Origin of the sequence: Scytonema hofmannii PCC 7110, from assembly GCF_000346485.2 — a bacterium.
In the GTDB taxonomy this organism is placed as follows: Bacteria; Cyanobacteriota; Cyanobacteriia; order Cyanobacteriales; family Nostocaceae; genus Scytonema; species Scytonema hofmannii.
Genome location: NZ_KQ976354.1, coordinates 7,004,885 through 7,023,668, shown reverse-complemented (window position 1 = coordinate 7,023,668; position 18,784 = coordinate 7,004,885). Strand labels below are relative to the sequence as shown.

At 41.3% G+C, this 18,784-nt stretch carries 19 protein-coding genes; 13 read left to right on the top strand and 6 right to left on the bottom strand.

What is annotated here, in order from left to right; genetic code table 11:
• Window positions 1–258: 258 nt before the first annotated feature.
• The 8 genes from WA1_RS29320 to WA1_RS29295 all read left to right on the top strand — a co-directional run bounded on the left by WA1_RS29320 (window position 259) and on the right by WA1_RS29295 (window position 6,408).
• Window positions 259–2,169, top strand: a complete 1,911-nt coding sequence (locus WA1_RS29320) for an NB-ARC domain-containing protein (RefSeq protein ID WP_017747025.1) — start codon at window positions 259–261, stop codon at window positions 2,167–2,169.
• Window positions 2,170–2,238: 69 nt separating this feature from the next.
• Window positions 2,239–2,583 (top strand): tetratricopeptide repeat protein, encoded by a 345-nt coding sequence (locus WA1_RS60360; RefSeq protein ID WP_017747026.1) that lies wholly within the window; start codon window positions 2,239–2,241, stop codon window positions 2,581–2,583.
• Window positions 2,584–2,789: 206 nt separating this feature from the next.
• Window positions 2,790–3,233 carry a DUF6932 family protein gene (locus WA1_RS29315; protein ID WP_017747027.1) on the top strand — a complete coding sequence of 148 codons (444 nt, stop codon included), beginning with the start codon at window positions 2,790–2,792 and terminating at the stop codon, window positions 3,231–3,233.
• Window positions 3,230–3,757, top strand: a complete 528-nt coding sequence (locus tag WA1_RS29310; protein WP_017747028.1) for a hypothetical protein — start codon at window positions 3,230–3,232, stop codon at window positions 3,755–3,757. The genes WA1_RS29315 and WA1_RS29310 overlap by 4 nt, the downstream gene beginning before the upstream one ends.
• 24 nt (window positions 3,758–3,781) lie before the next feature.
• Window positions 3,782–4,030 carry a DUF2281 domain-containing protein gene (locus WA1_RS53415; RefSeq protein WP_336389847.1) on the top strand — a complete coding sequence of 83 codons (249 nt, stop codon included), beginning with the start codon at window positions 3,782–3,784 and terminating at the stop codon, window positions 4,028–4,030.
• Between the two features lie 325 nt (window positions 4,031–4,355).
• A complete protein-coding gene (locus WA1_RS29305; protein WP_017747029.1) occupies window positions 4,356–5,327 on the top strand; it encodes a sodium-dependent bicarbonate transport family permease in 972 nt (323 codons plus the stop codon).
• A gap of 4 nt (window positions 5,328–5,331) precedes the next feature.
• Complete coding sequence (locus WA1_RS29300; protein ID WP_017747030.1) at window positions 5,332–5,643, top strand: P-II family nitrogen regulator; 312 nt, start codon at window positions 5,332–5,334, stop codon at window positions 5,641–5,643.
• Between the two features lie 45 nt (window positions 5,644–5,688).
• Complete coding sequence (locus WA1_RS29295; protein WP_017747031.1) at window positions 5,689–6,408, top strand: carbonic anhydrase; 720 nt, start codon at window positions 5,689–5,691, stop codon at window positions 6,406–6,408.
• Between the two features lie 109 nt (window positions 6,409–6,517).
• Here the strand turns inward: WA1_RS29295 and WA1_RS29290 are convergent, their stop codons facing one another.
• A complete protein-coding gene (locus WA1_RS29290; RefSeq protein ID WP_017747032.1) occupies window positions 6,518–7,519 on the bottom strand; it encodes a PstS family phosphate ABC transporter substrate-binding protein in 1,002 nt (333 codons plus the stop codon).
• A 59-nt stretch (window positions 7,520–7,578) separates the two neighbouring features.
• Window positions 7,579–8,736 carry a sulfate ABC transporter substrate-binding protein gene (locus WA1_RS29285; protein WP_017747033.1) on the bottom strand — a complete coding sequence of 386 codons (1,158 nt, stop codon included), beginning with the start codon at window positions 8,734–8,736 and terminating at the stop codon, window positions 7,579–7,581.
• Window positions 8,737–8,883: 147 nt separating this feature from the next.
• Here WA1_RS29285 and WA1_RS57370 point away from each other — a divergent pair, with 147 nt between their 5' ends.
• Window positions 8,884–9,030 carry a hypothetical protein gene (locus WA1_RS57370; protein ID WP_017747034.1) on the top strand — a complete coding sequence of 49 codons (147 nt, stop codon included), beginning with the start codon at window positions 8,884–8,886 and terminating at the stop codon, window positions 9,028–9,030.
• Window positions 9,031–9,158: 128 nt separating this feature from the next.
• Here WA1_RS57370 and WA1_RS29280 read toward each other — a convergent pair whose 3' ends face one another.
• Window positions 9,159–9,671 carry a GNAT family N-acetyltransferase gene (locus tag WA1_RS29280; protein WP_017747035.1) on the bottom strand — a complete coding sequence of 171 codons (513 nt, stop codon included), beginning with the start codon at window positions 9,669–9,671 and terminating at the stop codon, window positions 9,159–9,161.
• Between the two features lie 2 nt (window positions 9,672–9,673).
• Window positions 9,674–10,483 (bottom strand): TrmB family transcriptional regulator, encoded by an 810-nt coding sequence (locus WA1_RS29275; RefSeq protein ID WP_017747036.1) that lies wholly within the window; start codon window positions 10,481–10,483, stop codon window positions 9,674–9,676.
• Between the two features lie 145 nt (window positions 10,484–10,628).
• On the opposite strand from WA1_RS29275, the gene WA1_RS29270 reads away from it, so the two are divergent.
• From WA1_RS29270 to WA1_RS29255, 4 genes are all read left to right on the top strand, one after another.
• Window positions 10,629–12,773 carry a cation:proton antiporter gene (locus tag WA1_RS29270; protein ID WP_017747037.1) on the top strand — a complete coding sequence of 715 codons (2,145 nt, stop codon included), beginning with the start codon at window positions 10,629–10,631 and terminating at the stop codon, window positions 12,771–12,773.
• A gap of 85 nt (window positions 12,774–12,858) precedes the next feature.
• Window positions 12,859–14,199, top strand: coding sequence for a glutathione-disulfide reductase (gene gorA, locus WA1_RS29265; RefSeq protein ID WP_017747038.1), 1,341 nt, complete (start codon window positions 12,859–12,861; stop codon window positions 14,197–14,199).
• A gap of 21 nt (window positions 14,200–14,220) precedes the next feature.
• A complete protein-coding gene (gene gor, locus WA1_RS29260; RefSeq protein WP_017747039.1) occupies window positions 14,221–15,600 on the top strand; it encodes a glutathione-disulfide reductase in 1,380 nt (459 codons plus the stop codon).
• A 102-nt stretch (window positions 15,601–15,702) separates the two neighbouring features.
• The gene (locus WA1_RS29255; protein WP_017747040.1) at window positions 15,703–16,353 is read left to right on the top strand and encodes a YqiA/YcfP family alpha/beta fold hydrolase; all 651 of its coding nucleotides are present in this window, start codon (window positions 15,703–15,705) and stop codon (window positions 16,351–16,353) included.
• Window position 16,354: 1 nt separating this feature from the next.
• On the opposite strand, the gene WA1_RS29250 is transcribed toward WA1_RS29255, so the two are convergent.
• Together WA1_RS29250 and WA1_RS29245 are read right to left on the bottom strand one after the other, a co-directional pair.
• Window positions 16,355–16,915 carry a hypothetical protein gene (locus WA1_RS29250; protein ID WP_017747041.1) on the bottom strand — a complete coding sequence of 187 codons (561 nt, stop codon included), beginning with the start codon at window positions 16,913–16,915 and terminating at the stop codon, window positions 16,355–16,357.
• A gap of 611 nt (window positions 16,916–17,526) precedes the next feature.
• Window positions 17,527–18,138 carry a GNAT family N-acetyltransferase gene (locus tag WA1_RS29245; RefSeq protein WP_017747043.1) on the bottom strand — a complete coding sequence of 204 codons (612 nt, stop codon included), beginning with the start codon at window positions 18,136–18,138 and terminating at the stop codon, window positions 17,527–17,529.
• Between the last annotated feature and the right edge of the window lie 646 nt (window positions 18,139–18,784).

Here is an 18,784-nt window from a genome sequence, read left to right as displayed (position 1 = left end):
ATAAGTAGAGCCTAGTATTCTTTGCCAAAGTTTCTGTTGTTACTGCTACAATTGAGTGAGTTAAATTTGTATCTGCTAGAAATCACCTCTCAGTGCGATCGCTCTCTGTAGAGCTTTAACACTAGCGTAATTAAAGAATTACAAACAGCCAATTAACAGTGTCAATAATTTGTTAGTGGTTTGTTAATATTTTATCCATTAAAATGTTATTAAGTATATAAAAACGCTTGTAAATAATAAACTTGTAGGGTAATATTTATGTCAAATGGCTCCGAGGATTGGAATTTACCCAAAAGCTGGAATCGCAACATTTTGAGGGAATGGGACATAGACCGTCTACTGATTGATTTGGAGGCAACAACACAAAAGCGATACAGACGGGATACAAGAAAAGATTTATTACTAGGATTATTATGTGGGTATAGCCTAAAAAAGATTGGTATAGATCTGCTGAAAAAAAATGCTGTTGTCAGAACAAGTGTGAGCAGTATCTATAGAGATCTAGAAGCTTTGACAGGAGAACCAAATAAAAGCGTTAAGTCAGGTAACTTAGTATACATTCTAGAAAGACACGGCTATCGTAGGGGTGCTTCGGTATCCAGTGTCAGTAGTTCCACAATCACTCATAACTTACCCGCGCCAACTTACACAGAATTTATTGGGCGTGAGGCGGAGATGAAACTTCTACTGCAACGCCTTTCACCCAATCATGCTGCTCACATCATTACAGTAGATGGTATTGGCGGTGTAGGTAAAACTGCTCTGGTTTTAGCAGCTGCGTATCTTTGCCTAAACGCCAGTCGGGAAAATCTTTCTAGCGCACCCAAATTTGACGCCATTATTTTCACTTCAGCTAAACAACAAGAACTCATTCCCAATAGTATTTTGCGAAAACACCAGGGACATCGTAACCTGCGGGACATTTTTCGCGAGATTGCTCATACTCTCAACGACCCTGCTATTATTCAATCTCCTCTAGACGATCAGTTTGACGGTGTCCGCCAAAGTCTGTCTAAACAAAGAACACTGCTGATTGTGGACAATATGGAAACAATTGAGGAGACGGAAAAAGTTATCGGTTTCTTGTACGACTTACCAGTTCACGTTAAAGTTATCTTGACGACTCGCGAACGAATTGCTTTGCTTCCCATTAGTCTCCGACATTTACCTTTGGATGACGGATTGAAGTTAATTCAGCAGCAAGCTGAAGAAAAAGGAGTCACTATAACCGATCAAAATTCAAGTCTACTTTATCAACGGACTGGAGGAATCCCTCTCGCCATTGTTTATGCCATCGGTCAAGTCTCTAGTGGCTATTCCTTGAATTTTGTTTTAGAAAGGCTGGCTTCAGCAACAAGTGATGTTGCTCGTTTTTGCTTTGAGCAATCAGTACAAGGTATCAAGGAAAAACCAGCTCACAAGTTACTATTGTCAATAGCAATTTTTCCCGATCCACCAATACTTGCTGCTGTGGCTGAGGTAGCTGGACTCACCGCAGCCCCTGATTCTATCAATGATGGCTTAGCACGTCTTCAGCAACTCTCGCTAGTGAATTTGAACCAAGAAACTGGGCGATATGAAATGCTTTCTCTAACACGAGAGTACGTTCTAGCCGAACTGGCTGCATACCCAGATTTTGAAAAAGAAGCACGCAAGCGCTGGGTAAGATTCTATCAAGATTTTGCTCAACGTAATGCAGGAGAAGATTGGGAAAAGTGGATACATTACAGCAAGTTAGACGAAGAGCAAGGGAATTTGCGGGCAGCTCTCTACTGGTGTAAAGATCAAGATCGCTATGAAGAAGTCAGCGATTTATGGCTGCTTTTATATCACTATGCCAACCTTTACGCTTACTGGGATGATCGCTTGGATTGGTTGCAATGGCTAATTGAACAATCGGAACGGCGAGGTGAATGGTCATCTTTTGTAAAATTTTCAATCCGAAAAAGCTGGTTGTTGATTCGGATGTGTTCGCAACAAAGTTTGAAAGAAGCAGAAGAAATTTTGCGACGGACATGGGTTTTACGAGATCATGCGGACTTGTGTGTTCAGGCTGACTTAGCGGAAGGGACGGCTAGGCTGAAAATTCGACAGAGAATGTATCAAGATGCACGACACTGGTTAACGCTAGAAGAAGAACTAGTCCAAAAAGCTGAGCTAGAAGAGTGACAACACGCTCGCTATATAATTCCTGTTCTCTATCATCGTGCTGAAATTTTTCATTCAGAATATGAATGGGTGAGAGCTAAAACACTTTTTCAAGAGGTGATACAAAAAGCAGAAAATATTAACTGGCATCGAGTTATTAACTCTGCTCAAAATTGGCTAGCTGATATAGCTATAGAACAAGGTGAGAGACATGAAGCTCAACAGCTAATAACCAAAGGTTTAACGGTAGCTGAAAGTAGCAACAACAAACGGCGTCTTGCTCGCTATCAACGTTCTTTTGCTCGTTGGGAAAAACAATGGGGGAGTATAGAATCAGCTCGTCACTATGCAACTAAGGCAATGAATGGTTTTAATCTCTTAGGAATGTTACGAGATGCAGAAGAGATGAAATGGTTCCTTGATGCTCTGGGATGATGTGAGAGAGCGAGCGCAAAGTCTTGTCATTAAAAGAGTGTTTATCTGACATAAGAACTAATTCCTTGTTACAGGCTGTTAATTGATTGAAAACTTTGAGATGCGATCGCACTTCAGAATACGATTCTTTAAAAAGGCGATTACTTTAAGTGTCTTTCGTTGCGCTATGTTTTAAAATTAGTAAAGTTCATGCTATTGATTAAATAATGATTCCGGAGTTTGATGAAATTGGTAATTTACCACCAGGGGTACATTTTTGCAATTGGGAGGAGTTTAAAGCAAGGTTTGGATATACAGATAAAAGAATGCAAATGATTCAAGGGATGGAAGCAGTAATGGCAGAATTAAAAACTGCTGGATGCCGAACTTTTTATATTAATGGCTCCTTTGTAACAAGCGCACCAAAGCCGCGAGATTTTGACTGTTGCTGGGATAGGGATGATGTTGATATAGACTACTTGAGACAAAATGCACCACTAATATTAAAGTTTTATGACAGTGCAGCACAGAAAGCTAGGTATCGAGGTGAAATTTATCAATCCGATCAACCCGTGGATGACTCTACAATATCAATAGAGTTTTTGCAACGCGATAGACAACAAAATCTTAAGGGCATTATAGCTATTAATTTATTGGAGTGGGAAATATGATTAAAACTGACAAGGAATTAGCTTATTCCAAGGAATGGGCAGAAAAATTTGCTGAAGCTAATCGAAAAATAAAGGCAAATGAAGAAAAGCGATTAAATGACCCCGATGGTTGGCAATTATCTCAAGACTCGAACGATGCATTACGGAAAAAGTTATTAGACGAGATAACGGAATATGAAGCATTAGTTGCTCATGACCCTGAACAACCAATTATGCTCGAAATAGAAAATCTTGATTATTTACCCGATCTCTTAATTAAAGCCAGAATAGCAATGAAGCTGACTCAGAAAGAATTAGCAGTGTTTTGTCAGCGGACTGAAGAAGAAATAAAATCTTTTGAAGATAAAAATTATCATAATGCTAGCTTCCTAGATTTTGCTAACGCAATTGATGTATTGGGAATCAAACTTGTCAAGGGCAAATTTGTTGCTGAAATGGACGATTTTTACAAACAAAGATTAATGAATATACGTCGGGAGTCACATTTGGATAGTGATATGAGTGGCATGAGGACTGCTTCTTAATCATTTAAATTACCGCGTAGCAAAATCAGTAGGCAAAACCTTATAACTATACATGACCAAGCAATTACAAAGATTCATCTTCTTCCAGAATCTTTAGTTCAGGAAGTAAACGATTTTATCGACTTCCTGCTTCGGAAGCAAAGTAGTAAAGATTCTTCATTATGGCTTGAGTATACTGAGTCCAAAGAGATGGCTGAGTCAGATTTTTCTGACTACTTATCCAATTTAGAGGATTATGAGAATCGATTGACTCGTGGAGAAATTCAGTGGTAGAGATTACACGAGGGGATGTTGTTCTTTGCGACTTAAATCCTGTTGTAGGCACAGAACATTTTTTGAAATTCCAGTAAGAAATCTAGACAAGACGATCGCTTTCCTGTAATACCGCATATATACATAAACAAAGTATTAATTATTACATTCCATAGCAGTAAAAAAGTTTTACTTATAGTTTACATAATAATTAGTTATATATTTTTAGTGCCTTAATTGACATAAAGTGGTTTTACACCAGCTGTGGTGACTCATATTTGATCGTGTTCATCTTCATGATGAATGCTTTCCTAAAATTCTTTGGTTTTCTGGGTGCGGAGTAGGTATGAATGCAAGTCTAATCGTTTCAAATATTCTCAATCCACCAGTTTTATTCTTTTTTCTGGGGATGATAGCGGTTTTTGTCAAATCAGATCTTGAAATTCCGGCTCCTATTCCAAAACTGTTGTCCCTTTACTTGCTTTTCGCAATAGGATTTAAGGGCGGAGTGGAACTCATCAAAAGCGGAGTCACTCAGGAAGTGGTTTTAACGCTCCTAGCAGCCATACTAATGGCTTCTTTGGTTCCAATTTATACCTTTTTTGTTCTCAAACTGAAGCTTGATACTTATGATGCTGCAGCGATCGCAGCAACCTATGGTTCTATCAGTGCCGTAACATTCATCACAGCTGGGTCATTTCTAAGCGAACTCGGGATTCCTTTCGATGGTTATATGGTGGCTGCCTTGGCACTCATGGAATCTCCAGCTATTATCGTCGGTTTGATTCTCGTCAATCTATTCACAGCCGATTCAAAAGAGCGAGATTTTTCCTGGTCAGAAGTCCTACAAGAAGCGTTTTTAAATAGTTCTGTCTTTTTGCTAGTAGGGAGCCTTGGTATTGGAGCTTTGACAGGAGAACGCGGTTGGAAAATTTTAGAACCCTTTACTCAAGGTTTATTCTACGGTGTCCTGACATTCTTTTTGCTTGACATGGGACTTGTTGCTGCCAGAAGAATTAAAGACTTGCAAAAAACGGGCGCATTCCTCATATCTTTTGCCATACTAATTCCAATTGTCAATGCAGCGATTGGACTTGTTATTGCGAAATTGATCGGAATGCCTCAAGGAGACGCGCTTCTGTTTGCAGTATTGTGCGCTAGTGCTTCTTATATCGCCGTTCCTGCTGCCATGAGGTTAACGGTTCCAGAGGCAAATCCCAGCCTGTACGTTTCTACGGCTCTGGCTGTAACGTTCCCTTTCAATATCATTGTGGGAATTCCATTATATCTGTACGGAATTAATATGCTATGGAGATAACAATATGCATCCAGTTAAACGAATAGAAATCATCGCGAATTCATTTGAGCTTGGAAAAATTTTGGACGGCTTAAAACAGGCAGATATAACAGGGTACTTGTTGATTCGAAATGTTGCCGGACAAGGTTTTAGAGGTGACTCTGAAGATTTAGACATGACCATGCTGGATAATATTTACGTGATTGCCTTTTGTCTTCCAGACAAAATCAAACCTACAGTGGAAATCATTCGACCAATCCTCAACAAGTTTGGCGGCACTTGCTACATTTCCGATGCTACAGAAATTCGCTCACTGAGATGTATCGCGTCACTGTAAGCTTTCAGAATCCACAATCCACAATCCACAATCTCAAATGGTATCATGAATGAAAATCATAGATTGATAGATCGTCGCCGTTTTTTAAACTTAACAGGAACGAGTGGAATTGCCTTAGTAGCTGCTGTTACGGGAAGTGCTTTTTGGAGTATGCAGCCCAAGCAAGCAATTGCTGACTCAGTTCCACCCTTAGACCCCGATGCTGCTTTAAAACGATTGATGGACGGCAATCAAAGGTTCGTTCAGCAAAAGGGTCAGCATCCAGACCAATCAAAAGCACGAATCAAAGAAGTTGCCCAAGCACAACACCCTTTTGCAGCTTTGCTGTGCTGTGCGGATTCGCGAGTACCTCCAGAAATTTTATTTGATGAAGGAATTGGTGATTTATTTGACATCCGTGTCGCCGGGAACATTGTGACAGATGAGGTGCTTGGCAGCCTGGAATATGCTGTAGGCATCCTCAACACTCCTTTGATTATGGTTTTGGGTCATGAACGCTGCGGTGCTGTTACAGCTGCGGTTCAGGGAGAAAGTCTCCCCGGTCATATTGGTTCTTTTGTTAAAGCTATCAAACCCGTTATCGCTAAGACAAAAAGTGAATCATCAGACGATCCAGTTGATAAAGCTGTGATTGCAAACGTTCAGTATCAAGTTCAGAAATTGAAACAGAATTCAACAATTTTGTCTCAACGATTATCGGAGGGTAAGCTTAAAATTGTTGGAGGTCGTTACGATCTCGATACTGGAGAAGTTGGCTTGATATAAATTATTTCATCTTGTGGGATGGGCATCCTGCCCGTCCTTAATCAATAGCGGGCAAGATGCCCATCCCACAAGACATTCTGGGACATTTTGTATTTAGAATTACCCAGATTTAAATAAAATTCGTAATAGGTTCGCCCGGTTTTGCCTTCTTAAACTTGGTACCAGTTGTACCATTAGCCACTTTTTGCTTTACCTTAGGATAAGCTTCATCGGGTAGAGAAACATAACCCACTGACTCAACCCATTTCCAAGAATTTTCTATGTAAAAATTCACAAACTCTTTAACGGCTGGTTTTTTATCCAGTGACTTCTTACTCACATAAATAAACAAAGGTCTAGACAAAGGTGTGTAAATATTTTTGACAACATTGTCAACTGGAACAGGTTTTTCACATTTTCCTTTCGGACTTTCTACAGCAACTAAGTTTAGCTTATCTTGATTCTGCAAATAGTAAGATATGCCAACATACCCAAGAGCGTTTTCATCACCAGCAACTCCTTGGACAAGAATGTTTTGATTGTGACTTGGAGTATAGTCTGTGCGTCCGTTTTTGGCTTTTCCAGTGATAGCTTGTGTGAAATAATCAAATGTCCCAGTATCAGAAGCCGGAGCATATAATTTTAGTGGCTTATTAGGAAATTTGGGATTGACTTGATTCCAGGTTTTGATTTTATGAGTTGCTTTAGCATTCCACATTTTTTTCAATTCATCAATCGTCAAACATTGAACAAAGTTATTTTGACGATTGGCAATGACAGCAATTCCGTCAAGAGCAATAGGTATTTCTAGAAAGGTAATATCTCTCTTGGCACAAGTTTTGATTTCTTCATCCCTAATGGTACGTGAAGCACCAACGATATCAATATCACCAGCACAAAACTTACTTATGCCACCTCCAGTACCGCTTGAAGCAACACTCACATTTGCCTTAGATCTAAATTTCTCGTATTCTTCAGCAACTGCTAGAGATATAGGAAAACCTACAGCCGCACCATCTATACTTACCTCAGTTGCCTTCTCGTTAGCTCTATTACAAGAAGTTATACCAAGCGTTAAAACGACCAAAGATGTTAATAAACCCTGACACTTGAATCTGCTGTAAAAGCTCATAACTGAAATTCCTGTACTTTATTTTTCTGATTGCCCAATGCCCAATGCTCAATGCCCATTTATGCCTTGCTAGCAGTCCAAATTTTGTCGAAAATTGCCCCATCATTAAAAAATCTTTTTTGAAGTAGATCCCAACCTCCTAAATCTTGAGCAGTAAAAAAGGTTTGAATTGGGGGATAATTCTTTGCTACTTCTTCAAGGACAGCAGGGTTAACGGGACGGTATCCTAACTTGGCAAATTCACGTTGAGCTTCTGTTGAGTAAAGAAAATCTACAAATGCTTCTGCAACTTCTTTAGTACCGTGCTTCTCAACATTTTTGTCTATTATCGCGACAGGATTGTCAATGGAAATGTTAACGTTAGGCACTATGTAAGGTAATTTCTGACCGTTCTGCTCAGCTAAAAAAACTTCGTTTTCGTAATTGATTAACACGTCTCCCTTTCCTTGTTGGAAAAAGAGATCGCTAGCATCACGCGCACTCGGAGCTAGAACCGGGGCGTTTTTATAAACATTAGTTGTAAAAGCTTGTGCTTGCGTTTCGTCACCGCCTGTTTGAGTTACAGCACCCCAGAAAGCTAAAAATTCCCAAATAGCAATACCAGAAGTTTTGGGGTTAGCAACAATAACCTTAACACCATCTTTTGTCAAGTCTGTCCAAGTATTGACGCCTTTGGGATTGCCTTCACGGGTCACGATCGCCGCCACAGACCTAGTCACAATGCTACTTTTGGGCGCTCTCGATTCCCAATTCTTTTCAATTAAACCAGCTTGCTGAATTTTATTGACATCAAGGGGAAGTGCTAGGTGTACTACATCTGCTGCTTGTGAACCTTTAATCACAGCTTCGGCTTGAGTTCCAGATGCACCGTAACTCTGCTCAAAAATCACATTTTGACCGTGTTCTTTCTTCCACTTTTCTACAAATTTAGGAATGATGCGATCGTGAGCTGCTTGAGTCACCGAGAATGAAACGAGGTTTAATTTAACATCGGGTTTGACAGCTGAGGTGCTTCCAGAACAGGCTGCGATCGCAACACTCAAGCCAGCGCCTAACAGAAAAAGACAGACAAAGTCTCTAAGAGAATTTCCTTTTGACCAGTTTCCCGCCAGTTTATTGCTCCATTGTGCGATCGCCTCAAAAGCTTTTTTCACGTAACTCTGGATTTGCCCAATCCAGTGTGTCCCCACCATCAACCTATTTTGCCACTTGATCATTACAATTCTCCGTATCTATACGGCTGTTTGATCGTATTACCGTATTTTTATGGCATTATAAATCACTTTGGTGGTTTTTTTCTTCTGCTTTAATCTTCTTGAAAATTCAGTAGATCATATTAAGATATTGAATTCTAGTAACCGCTTATGACTCAGCAGCTTTTTGACACGGAAGAAATCGTCACTGAGCTTGACATCGCTGGAATTGGCTTGATATTATTGTGGGAAGGGCAGTTCGAGGAAGACGTGACGCGATTGTGGCTTCGGTGGTGCGATAAGCCGGGTACGGCTTGAGCCAAGGGCGATCGCAGTGGGCAAGTCATTCCCACTGGAGCAGAACGAGCAGACGGAGCAGAAGCAAAGGCACAGCGACTCGCTGAACGGTTGCGATCTCTAGGCATGAATTCAGACGAAATTTAGGATTACTCTAACTGCATTTCCATTTTTAAACTCAGCAGTGAAATACCATACCTTATATCCAACTCTTGTGCAACGACTTGAAACCCAAAAGTTTCATAAAGATATTTTGACTGAGGAAGCCCATCAACAGTCCAAAGATATAACTTTGGAAATGCCTTTTTACGACAAAAATGTAGTGCTTGCTGAAGAAGAGCTTTTCCAATACCTTGACCTTGGTAAACAGGGTCGAGAATAAACCAACGTAATCGTGCTTCATGCTGATTGCTCGAACGATCAGTATTTCCTTGTACTGCAATAGAACCGATAAGACGTTCATCGGCTCGAGCAATCAGCAAAAGGTCACGTTCCGTATCGTACTGCTCGCAAAAGTCGCACAGTTCTCTAGCCATCAAGATTTCAAACTCTGCACCAACACCCCAACATCGGTTGTAATAAACTCCATGCAGTTCGGTAATACGTCCGATATAGCCCGGATGGTATCCTTCTACGTAAATTACATTGCTTTGTTTCAACATACTTAGTTCTCTCTTTGATAAGGCTTACTACGTTCCCAGATTTGCTCAAAAGCTAAATTCATCATCGCTACCATCCCTTTGTGCTCGATCGCGATCGCAGTCAAGCTAGGCGGACTACCCACAGGGTCTTGCATGGAGACCAGCACAACATCTTCATCGAACGCCTGCATTTTAATGGGCAATTCGCTTATCAAACGAATTTCTTGTCCCCACTCATGAAAAGTACTAAGCCAGATACGGAGTTCATCGTCTTCCAGAGCAGACATTTCATAAATTGCGCGATAGGTAACTCCACGAGAAAGTGGTTCGCGAATAAAACGCCAATTCTGCTCCTTTGTAAGAACAAAGGGACGTTTGATGCAAGAGTTGACTTGAATGCGAACCGTTCGTGCTAACGCTAGCGCCCTGCTAGCTATCCGAGATGGATTACCCAGCACATCGATATATTCAAGTGGATCGTTCTGACCTCGCCCAATTTGATAAATGGGAGATAATTCCTGAATCAAATCTTTTGTGTGAGCAACTATCTGCTGTCGCTGTTGTTCAAGTTTCTCAGTACGCTGTGTACTAACCACTTCCAGTGCCATACTTGGGTCGAGAGCGAAATAGGAACGTGGCGTTGTGTCTTTAGAAATACATAACCCCTTTTCCTCAAGAGATTCTAAGACATCGTAAATGCGTTGTCGTGGGATCTTTGCCCGTGCAGCCAATTCTGTAGAAGTGAAACTGCTTCGTCCCAAGAGCGCCAAGTACGCTGTAGCCTCATAGCCAGTCAAACCTAATTCGTTTAGTAGCTGAATTTGCTTTTCCACTTGGTTTTAGCCCCAGCTTTTTTGTTACCACTATGAAGTGGGGTCAAAAAAATATTATCACCACTTTATAGTGGTGTCAAAAAATCTTTCGATAGTGTCAATCCCACTCTCAGACACCACCTAATGGCAGAAGATAAATGTTTCAATGTCCCTGAAGATATGGGATGCAGTCCGCCGCTTAACACAGGAGCTATTGATGCATTTGGAGCCTATTGTTTCTTTCGCCATTCTCTTAACTGTCATCTTAATAGTCCCTCTCATCTTTGAGCGCTTTAAGATACCAGGATTGTTGGGGTTGTTAGCAGCAGGCGTTGTCTTGGGACCCCAAGGCTTGGGTATTTTTCAAAATGAGTCGGAAACCCTCAAGCTTCTCTCAGGTATTGGGTTGATTTACTTGATGTTTGTAGCGGGGCTAGAAATTGATATGGAACAGTTTCAGCGAACCAAGCATCGTTCTGCAGGATTTGGAACTTTTACCTTCCTCATACCGTTGATTGCAGGAACAATAGTAGGGCGAGTATTTGGTTTTGGTTGGAATGCTTCTGTTTTAATTGGCTCCCTGTTTGCTTCCCACACCTTGCTGGCATATCCCATCATTAGTCGGTTGGGAGTGATTAACAACGAAGCAGTAACTGTTACCATTGGTGCAACTATTTTCACGGATATTGGCTCACTGCTCGTACTGGCGGTGTGTGTTGGTATCCATCAAGGAGAATTTTCTGTATTTAGTATAACCAAGCTACTACTGGGACTTATTATTTATTCTGCGATTATTTTGTTTGGTTTTAAATGGTTAGGGCATCAATTCTTCAAACGCACTGGAGACGAAGAAGGAAACCAATTTTTGTTTGTGCTGCTAGTCGTTTTTGTCTCCGCTTTGGGCGCAGAAGTTATTGGCGTAGAAAAGATTATTGGAGCATTTCTCGCCGGATTGGCGGTGAATGAGGTCATCGGTTCGGGACCCGTGAAAGAAAAGGTAGTCTTTGTTGGGAATGTGCTGTTCATACCAATTTTCTTTGTTGATTTGGGCTTATTAATTAATATTCCAGGATTTATTAAAAGCATCAGTTCTATCTGGCTGACACTAGCTATCTTGGTAGGGTTAATTGGGAGTAAGTTTGCTGCAGCACTCTTGGCAAAGCTGGTTTACCGTTATAACTGGCGGGAAATGATTACAATGTGGTCGTTATCTCTCCCTCAAGTAGCAGCTACATTGGCAGCAACTTTAGTCGCTTACAGAGTTAAGTTAGTGACGGAAGACGTACTCAATGGCGTCATAGTTCTGATGATGGTAACAGCAACATTGGGACCGCTTATTACAGCCCGCAGCGCTCCTGGGTTGGTAACAATGGATAATAGTTCCGATGAAACAAACGAAACAGATGGGTCAATGCTTGGCTGGAGGAATGAAACCAGTGAGGGATTCACTGTGGTTGTCCCCATTCGCAATCCGCAAACGGAAAGAACTTTGATTGAAATGGCAGCACTTTTAGTACGCCGCGAAAGAAGTAAGATTCTTGCTTTAGCTGTGACACCTGCCCACATGCATATGGACTCTCCGGAATTAGAAAAAAACCTACAGCAAAACAAAATTCTTCTATCTACTGCAGTGGAACTCGGTCAAGAATTGGGTGTAGACGTAGAACCTGTAACACGGATAGACTACAATATTCCTCAATCTATTAGCCATGTTAGTCGAGAACAAAATGCTGACTTAGTTGTCATGGGTTGGGGTAGAATCACGGGATTGCGTGCGCGTTTGTTTGGTAATGTCATTGATAGAGTTCTTTGGGCATCTCACTGTCCGGTAGCTGTGACCCGTCTGTTGGATTCTCCCAGTAACATACAACGAATTTTGATACCCATTGAAAATTTGACCCAAGAGTCGGTGCGGATCGTGCAATTTGTGAAGATTTTGGCAAATGCCAATCAAGCGGAAGTGACACTACTACACGTGTGCGCTCGCCGGATTTCTCCCGCCCGAATTTCTTGGATGAAGTCCCAGTTGGAAATACTTGTTTCTAGATACTTTCCTCAAAGCCGTACCACCATCTCTGTCATACCAGCAGATAATGTAGTGAGTACTATTGTCAAAGCATCTCAATCAAGCGACCTTGTGGTATTGCGATCGCGCCGTCGCCGATTGAGTATAGGTCAGGTAGCCATCAGCGACGTCACAACTGAAGTCGTTCAGCAAATACGTTGTTCAGTCGTCCTGTTAGGAGAACCACAAGGCTACCAGGAAACTTTGAGAAAACCGAGAGTGATTGTTCAGACAGTATCTTCTTGAAGGACTAGCCCCTAGCCGATATGCTCAGGAATTGCGATGATAGAGAAAAGATCCAATTCTTTGCTTTTCATTCTTCCCAAAAGCCATGACCTTCGACTACGACCTGTTTGTCATTGGTGCTGGTCCTGGGGGACTAGCAGCCGCCAAAAAAGCAGCTAGCTACGGTGCGCGTGTTGCCATTGCTGAAAAAGAAGCTATTGGTGGCACTTGTGTAAATCGCGGTTGTGTTCCTAAAAAACTCATCGTGCAAGCCGCCGATTTTGCCTTGAAAAATCAAATGGCGCTTAGCTACGGATGGAGTGACTGCAAAACTTACTTTGACTGGACAAAATTCATCAAGTCTGTAGATCAGCATATTGACAGCATCCAAGACTCCTACCTTCAACAGTTACAAGAAGCAGGGATTGAACTCATTCGAGGTCATGCTAGCTTTGCTGATGCTCACACTATAGATATAGATGGACGAAAATACACGGCTGACAAAATTTTAATTGCCGTAGGTGGGTATGCCATCAAGCCAAAAATATCGGGGATTGAATACGCCCTGACATCTCGTGAGATGTTTCATTTACCTTACTTACCCAAAAGATTAGTCATCATTGGTGGCGGTTACATTGGCGTGGAATTTGCCAGTATGATGAACGCCTTTGGATGCGAGGTGACGGTCATAGATAAAGATGAAACAATTTTGTCGGGATTTGATATTGATATTCGCAGAGGAGTTCAACAAGGCTTAAGCAAACGAGGGATTCGTTTTATTAACAACAGCATGGTTAGGGAAATTAAATACTTGGAAGAACGGTTGCTGTTAATTGTTGGCGAATCAAGAAAAACAGTACCAGCAGATACGATTTTGGTTGCTACTGGTCGTGCGCCAAATACGAAAAATTTTGGTTTGGAAAAGGTTGGAGTTGAACTCGAGCAAAAAGGGGCAATCAAAATTGATGATTACAACCGCACAACTCAGAAAAATATTTTTGCTGTTGGTGATTGCACGAGTAGCCCTCAATTAACACCCGTGGCAAAAGCACAGGGAATAGCTTTTGCCAATACGATTTTTGGCAAAAAAGAGCAAAAAATTAATTACGATGAAGTTCCTTCTGCTGTTTTTGCTCGTCCTGAAGGCTCAGGTGTAGGCATGACGGAGGCAAAAGCACGAGAAAAATTTGGTGAGTCTGTCAAATTATATCGCCATAGCTTTCAACCTTTGTCGTCTTTAACCAATGAGAGCGAACAAGCTACGATGAAGTTAGTGGTTGAAGGTAAATCAGAGCGTGTTTTAGGTGCTCATATGGTAGGTGAAAATGCTGCGGATATCATTCAAAGTCTCGCTGTTGCCATTCGTAAAGGCATTACCAAGCAAGACTTAGATGAATCTATTGGCATTCATCCAACTATAGGTGAAGAGTTTCTCGATCTTTCCTAATTCATTAAAGGAAATCCAGTTATGACATATGACTATAACCTGTTTGTTATTGGTGCTGGTTCTGGAGGTTTGGCAGCTTCCAAACGCGCTGCTAGCTACGGGGCAAAAGTAGCCATTGCTGAAAATGACTTAGTTGGTGGAACTTGTGTGATTCGTGGCTGCGTTCCTAAAAAGCTCATGGTTTACAGTTCTCACTTCCCCGCATTATTTCAAAATGCAGCTGGTTATGGTTGGAAAGTTGGTGAAGCCGAATTAGACTGGGAACGTTTTATCACAACCGTAGATAAGGAAGTCAGGCGGCTATCGGAACTCCACATTAACTTCTTAGCAAAAGCAGGAGTCGAACTCTTTAGAAGCCGTGCGACTCTCGTAGATCCACACACTGTAGAAGTTGATGGACGTAAGGTAACTACAGATAAAATTTTGATAGCTGTGGGCGGGCGTCCTGTGAAACCAGATATCCCTGGAATAGAAAACGCCATTACCTCTAATGAAATGTTTCACCTGAAGGAGAAACCAAAGCACATTGCCATCATTGGTGCTGGATATATAGGTACGGAATTTGCTTGTATTATGCGTGGTTTGGGCTGCGAGGTAACACAAATCATTCGGAAAGACCAGATTTTGAACGGTTTTGATGAGGATATCCGCTTGGGAATCCAGGAAGGAACCATTGAGTATGGCGTGCGGATTGTCAAAAATTCTATTGTGGACTCAGTAGAACGCTTACCGTTCGGATTAAAGTTAAATTTATCAGGAGAACATACAGAATCAATCGTGGCTGATGTTTTTCTTGCCGCAACGGGTCGAGCACCGAATGTAGAAGGGCTAGGTTTAGAAAACGCTGGAGTTGATGTTGTTCCTAGTGTTATTGAAGGACCGGGCTATAGTACTATGAATGCGATCGCTGTCAACGAATACAGCCAAACTTCCCAACCGAATATCTTTGCTGTTGGTGATGTTACTGACAGAATGAACTTAACCCCTGTCGCTATAGGTGAGGGTCGTGCTTTTGCAGATAGTGAATTCGGTGGTAACCGTCGTATATTCAGTCACGAAGATGTTCCAACTGCCGTGTTTTCCACACCAGAAGCTGCTACAGTCGGTTTGACAGAAGCCGAAGCTAAGGAAAAACTAGGAGAAGATGGAGTTAAGATTTATCGCACGCGCTTCCGTCCCTTGTTCCATAGTTTGACAGGCGCAAGCGATCGGACAATGATGAAATTAGTGGTAGACGCCTATACTGACAAAGTTTTAGGTGCTCATATGGTTGGAGACAGCGCAGGTGAGATTATTCAAGGTGTAGCAATTGCCGTTAAAATGGGTGCTACCAAAAAAGACTTTGATGCCACTGTTGGTATCCATCCTACATCCGCAGAAGAATTTGTCACAATGAGGTAATAAAGTCACTGGTCACTGACTGGTCACTGGTCACTGGTCACTGGTCACTGGTCACTGGTCACTGGTCACTGACTGGTCACTGGTCACTGACTGGTCACTGTAATGCCTATCGAATTTATTTACCTTCACGGTTTTGCATCAAGTCCTTGTTCTGCTAAAGCAAGATACCTTCTTGATTGCTTTACCCAAGCTGATATCGATCTCAAAATTCCCGATTTAAATGCAGGGGATTTTACAAACTTGACTATCACCCGTCAGCTGGCTCAAATCACATTAGAATTACCAGAGCCTTCTACATCAGTCACCCTAATTGGTTCAAGTTTGGGGGGTTTAACCGCGGCTCATCTAGGACAACAGCATCAACAAGTAAAACGCCTTGTGTTACTAGCACCTGCTTTTGGGTTTTTATCTCATTGGTTACCTAAACTGGGGGATGAAGCGTTACAGCAATGGCAACAAGAAAAATATCTGATGGTTCATCATTATGGAGAGAAACGTCCTCTTCCTCTGAGCTATGATTTTGTTTTAGATGCCAGTCAATACAAAGAGGAGATTTTGCAACGTTCCACTCCTACTCTTATCTTGCACGGCAAACAAGATGAAGTCATTCCTATTCAAGCTAGCCGCGACTTTGCTCGCCAACGTCCTTGGGTGGAGTTATTAGAACTTAACAGCGACCACAGTTTGAACAACGTCATGTCAGAAATCTGGCAAGCCATTCAACAATTTTGTCTACTAACCACTAACCACTAACTCATTCATCATAACTCTCTTCTGCCGAGTCATCACTTCCCAAACGGCGCAATATTCGTACTGTTTGAGGTAAAACACCTACCAAAAAAGCAAATGCTTCATCAGGTAACTGAGCAACCATTTCTGGAGGAAAATATTGCTCAAATTGATCTAAAACCTTCTGAACTCGCTGTTGAGGAACTGGATTTTCTGTGATTTGCTTAATCAATCTAATCCACTGTCTCCGGATCAAGTAAGCCTTTTGGCGTTCATCATGAGTCTCTGGGGTTAATAAAGATAAATTTCCTATTGGTAGCGCCCCCACACAATCGCGATCGTAATCACCTCCCACAGCTGCTCCCGGTCCGGCAAACTCAGCATGGAAATGTTTAAACAGTATTAAACCATTTCGCCTGCGACTGTTGACCATAAAAACTTTTCCGCTAAGCAACATCGTTAGGAGATCCGAGCCATAGGGTTGCTCAGTTCCATGTGGCATGACAAAATAGTCAAGAAATCTGGTGTCAGGATAATAAGTAGATACCATAGCAGACCGATAGCGTTGGCGCTTTGCGCTATCCATTTTTTCTCAAAATTGAATGAATTTGGGGATAGTTTGCAATTTGATAGAAAAAAGGTTGTAAAATCAAAGTTTTGATTTTTAATATTAATAACTCCAAAGCCTATTTACAAAAATTTTAATAAATAGACAATGTTCTGTATTAGAGTATTCATATTTTATGAGATTTAAGTGGATTTGTCTTCAACTAGAGAAGTATTATTTTTAAAGTTTTTATAAAGATAGATGCCTTGAATACAAAGTTTTTGTAAGGATTTAACAGAATGTTTATCGTAATATTACTGATGTCAATTTAAATATTTATCTTCTATGAAAGCTTTTGCTGTTTCCGATCTTATTTCACCAGCAGATACAGCAGAAACAGCATCTGTTTTAGGAACCCAGCATTTACTCGAAAGAAAGCAGATAAAGTTTTATCTAAAGTGTATTAAGAATTATACACCCGTAAGAGAGAATATTTTTATTTATTAAAAAATAAAAATATTTTCTAGTAGTAGAGACTAAAAAGATAAAACTTTTATATTATTTTTAATATACATAAGTAATATTTAACATCGGTCACTGGTCACTGGTTACTGGTTACTGGTCACTGGTCACTGGTCACTGGTCACTGGTCACTGGTCACTGGTCAAACGCTTATGTAAGAGAATCTGCCGCGAACGTCTCAGGAAAAAAGCATTCAAACAAGATTCGACCTTGTAGACTCGGTACCCCAGCTTCAAATAAAGGTGGCGGGCCTCGTGGTTATTTTCTAAAACATGAAGATATAAATCTTGAAATCCCCAATTCAGGGCTACTTGTTCACAAGCTAGAAGTAAACTTGATGCTGCTCCTTGCCTGCGATATGTGGGATGAACAGCTAGGTTGGATAGGTAAAGAACGCTCCTCGAAACCTCAGTCCACGAATCATTGAATCTAACGCCCATCTCTACTGTAGCAACTAAATCATCTGCCCTAAGGTTCGTCGTGTTAGCCGCGACCAAACAAAGGTGATGGGGAGCACTTGATGCAAGACGATGTCTTAAATCTTCATAAATACCCAAACGTAATATTGGAAAAAGCCATCCCAGAAGACCATTTTTGGAGTGAAAACTCTCAGCAATGATTTGGGCAACGCCAGTCAAATCAGCAGGTGTAGCTGCACGGATTTGAAACTTAGAGGGGGCGTTGGGAGCGGCGGCGGTAGCTGGCTCTTGATAAGGCGAGTGAAAAAACCAGGGTTTCAAAGCTAGTTTAATCTTGATTTTATGGAGTGTAACTGTTCTCAACTATCCTAAAACATCATCTAACCTAAGACGATAATTTTAAGATTTCCGGTGAAGTTAAGATCGGACTGCAGGTAATATAAGGAGTGTTGTGGCAGTTTGCCTGTGCTGATTGTTAAATTGGAGTTAAGTGTTTGTATAATAGTATATTTGATTTTTAACCGTATTGTAGTACTATTACAAACTCTACCACGCTCGCCATCAATAAAATTTACTGAAAAATGTTAGCGATCGCGATGTGGCGGGGAAAATTAAATATGCAGCCTAACTAGGTCAGCACCCTGCACTAAAGTGACAGGGCTTCATGCCCCGGCATTTTAATGATTCTGCAAGACTAAAGGTTACCCATTAACCTGTCCAAGGAGTGCATCCCTTGTAAATGGGAACCTATACCAGCGATTAAGGCTATTGGCTGTCAGGGACTCCTATTTTACTGCATGCCCACGAATAAATTCGGGGACTTGCGGTTAACGCGACCAGACCAGACTTAAGTCCTTAAATGAGCTACGTTTAAAGAAAGTGCTAAAAGTCCTACCTACAAATACCTGCCAGTTTAAGCTTCTAGAACCAGGCGATTAAACAAGTTTACGGGAGTTAAGCTAGTGTC

What these genes read in the sequence shown, in the direction of transcription:
- WA1_RS29320 (WP_017747025.1), top strand. Translation starts at nt 259, where the DNA reads ATGTCAAATGGCTCCGAGGATTGGAATTTACCCAAAAGCTGGAATCGC.
- WA1_RS29315 (WP_017747027.1), top strand. Translation starts at nt 2,790, where the DNA reads ATGATTCCGGAGTTTGATGAAATTGGTAATTTACCACCAGGGGTACAT.
- WA1_RS29310 (WP_017747028.1), top strand. Translation starts at nt 3,230, where the DNA reads ATGATTAAAACTGACAAGGAATTAGCTTATTCCAAGGAATGGGCAGAA.
- WA1_RS29305 (WP_017747029.1), top strand. Translation starts at nt 4,356, where the DNA reads ATGAATGCAAGTCTAATCGTTTCAAATATTCTCAATCCACCAGTTTTA.
- WA1_RS29300 (WP_017747030.1), top strand. Translation starts at nt 5,332, where the DNA reads ATGCATCCAGTTAAACGAATAGAAATCATCGCGAATTCATTTGAGCTT.
- WA1_RS29295 (WP_017747031.1), top strand. Translation starts at nt 5,689, where the DNA reads ATGAATGAAAATCATAGATTGATAGATCGTCGCCGTTTTTTAAACTTA.
- WA1_RS29290 (WP_017747032.1), bottom strand. Translation starts at nt 7,519, where the DNA reads ATGAGCTTTTACAGCAGATTCAAGTGTCAGGGTTTATTAACATCTTTG.
- WA1_RS29285 (WP_017747033.1), bottom strand. Translation starts at nt 8,736, where the DNA reads ATGATCAAGTGGCAAAATAGGTTGATGGTGGGGACACACTGGATTGGG.
- WA1_RS57370 (WP_017747034.1), top strand. Translation starts at nt 8,884, where the DNA reads ATGACTCAGCAGCTTTTTGACACGGAAGAAATCGTCACTGAGCTTGAC.
- WA1_RS29280 (WP_017747035.1), bottom strand. Translation starts at nt 9,671, where the DNA reads ATGTTGAAACAAAGCAATGTAATTTACGTAGAAGGATACCATCCGGGC.
- WA1_RS29270 (WP_017747037.1), top strand. Translation starts at nt 10,629, where the DNA reads ATGTCCCTGAAGATATGGGATGCAGTCCGCCGCTTAACACAGGAGCTA.
- gorA (WP_017747038.1), top strand. Translation starts at nt 12,859, where the DNA reads ATGACCTTCGACTACGACCTGTTTGTCATTGGTGCTGGTCCTGGGGGA.
- gor (WP_017747039.1), top strand. Translation starts at nt 14,221, where the DNA reads ATGACATATGACTATAACCTGTTTGTTATTGGTGCTGGTTCTGGAGGT.
- WA1_RS29255 (WP_017747040.1), top strand. Translation starts at nt 15,703, where the DNA reads ATGCCTATCGAATTTATTTACCTTCACGGTTTTGCATCAAGTCCTTGT.
- WA1_RS29250 (WP_017747041.1), bottom strand. Translation starts at nt 16,915, where the DNA reads ATGGATAGCGCAAAGCGCCAACGCTATCGGTCTGCTATGGTATCTACT.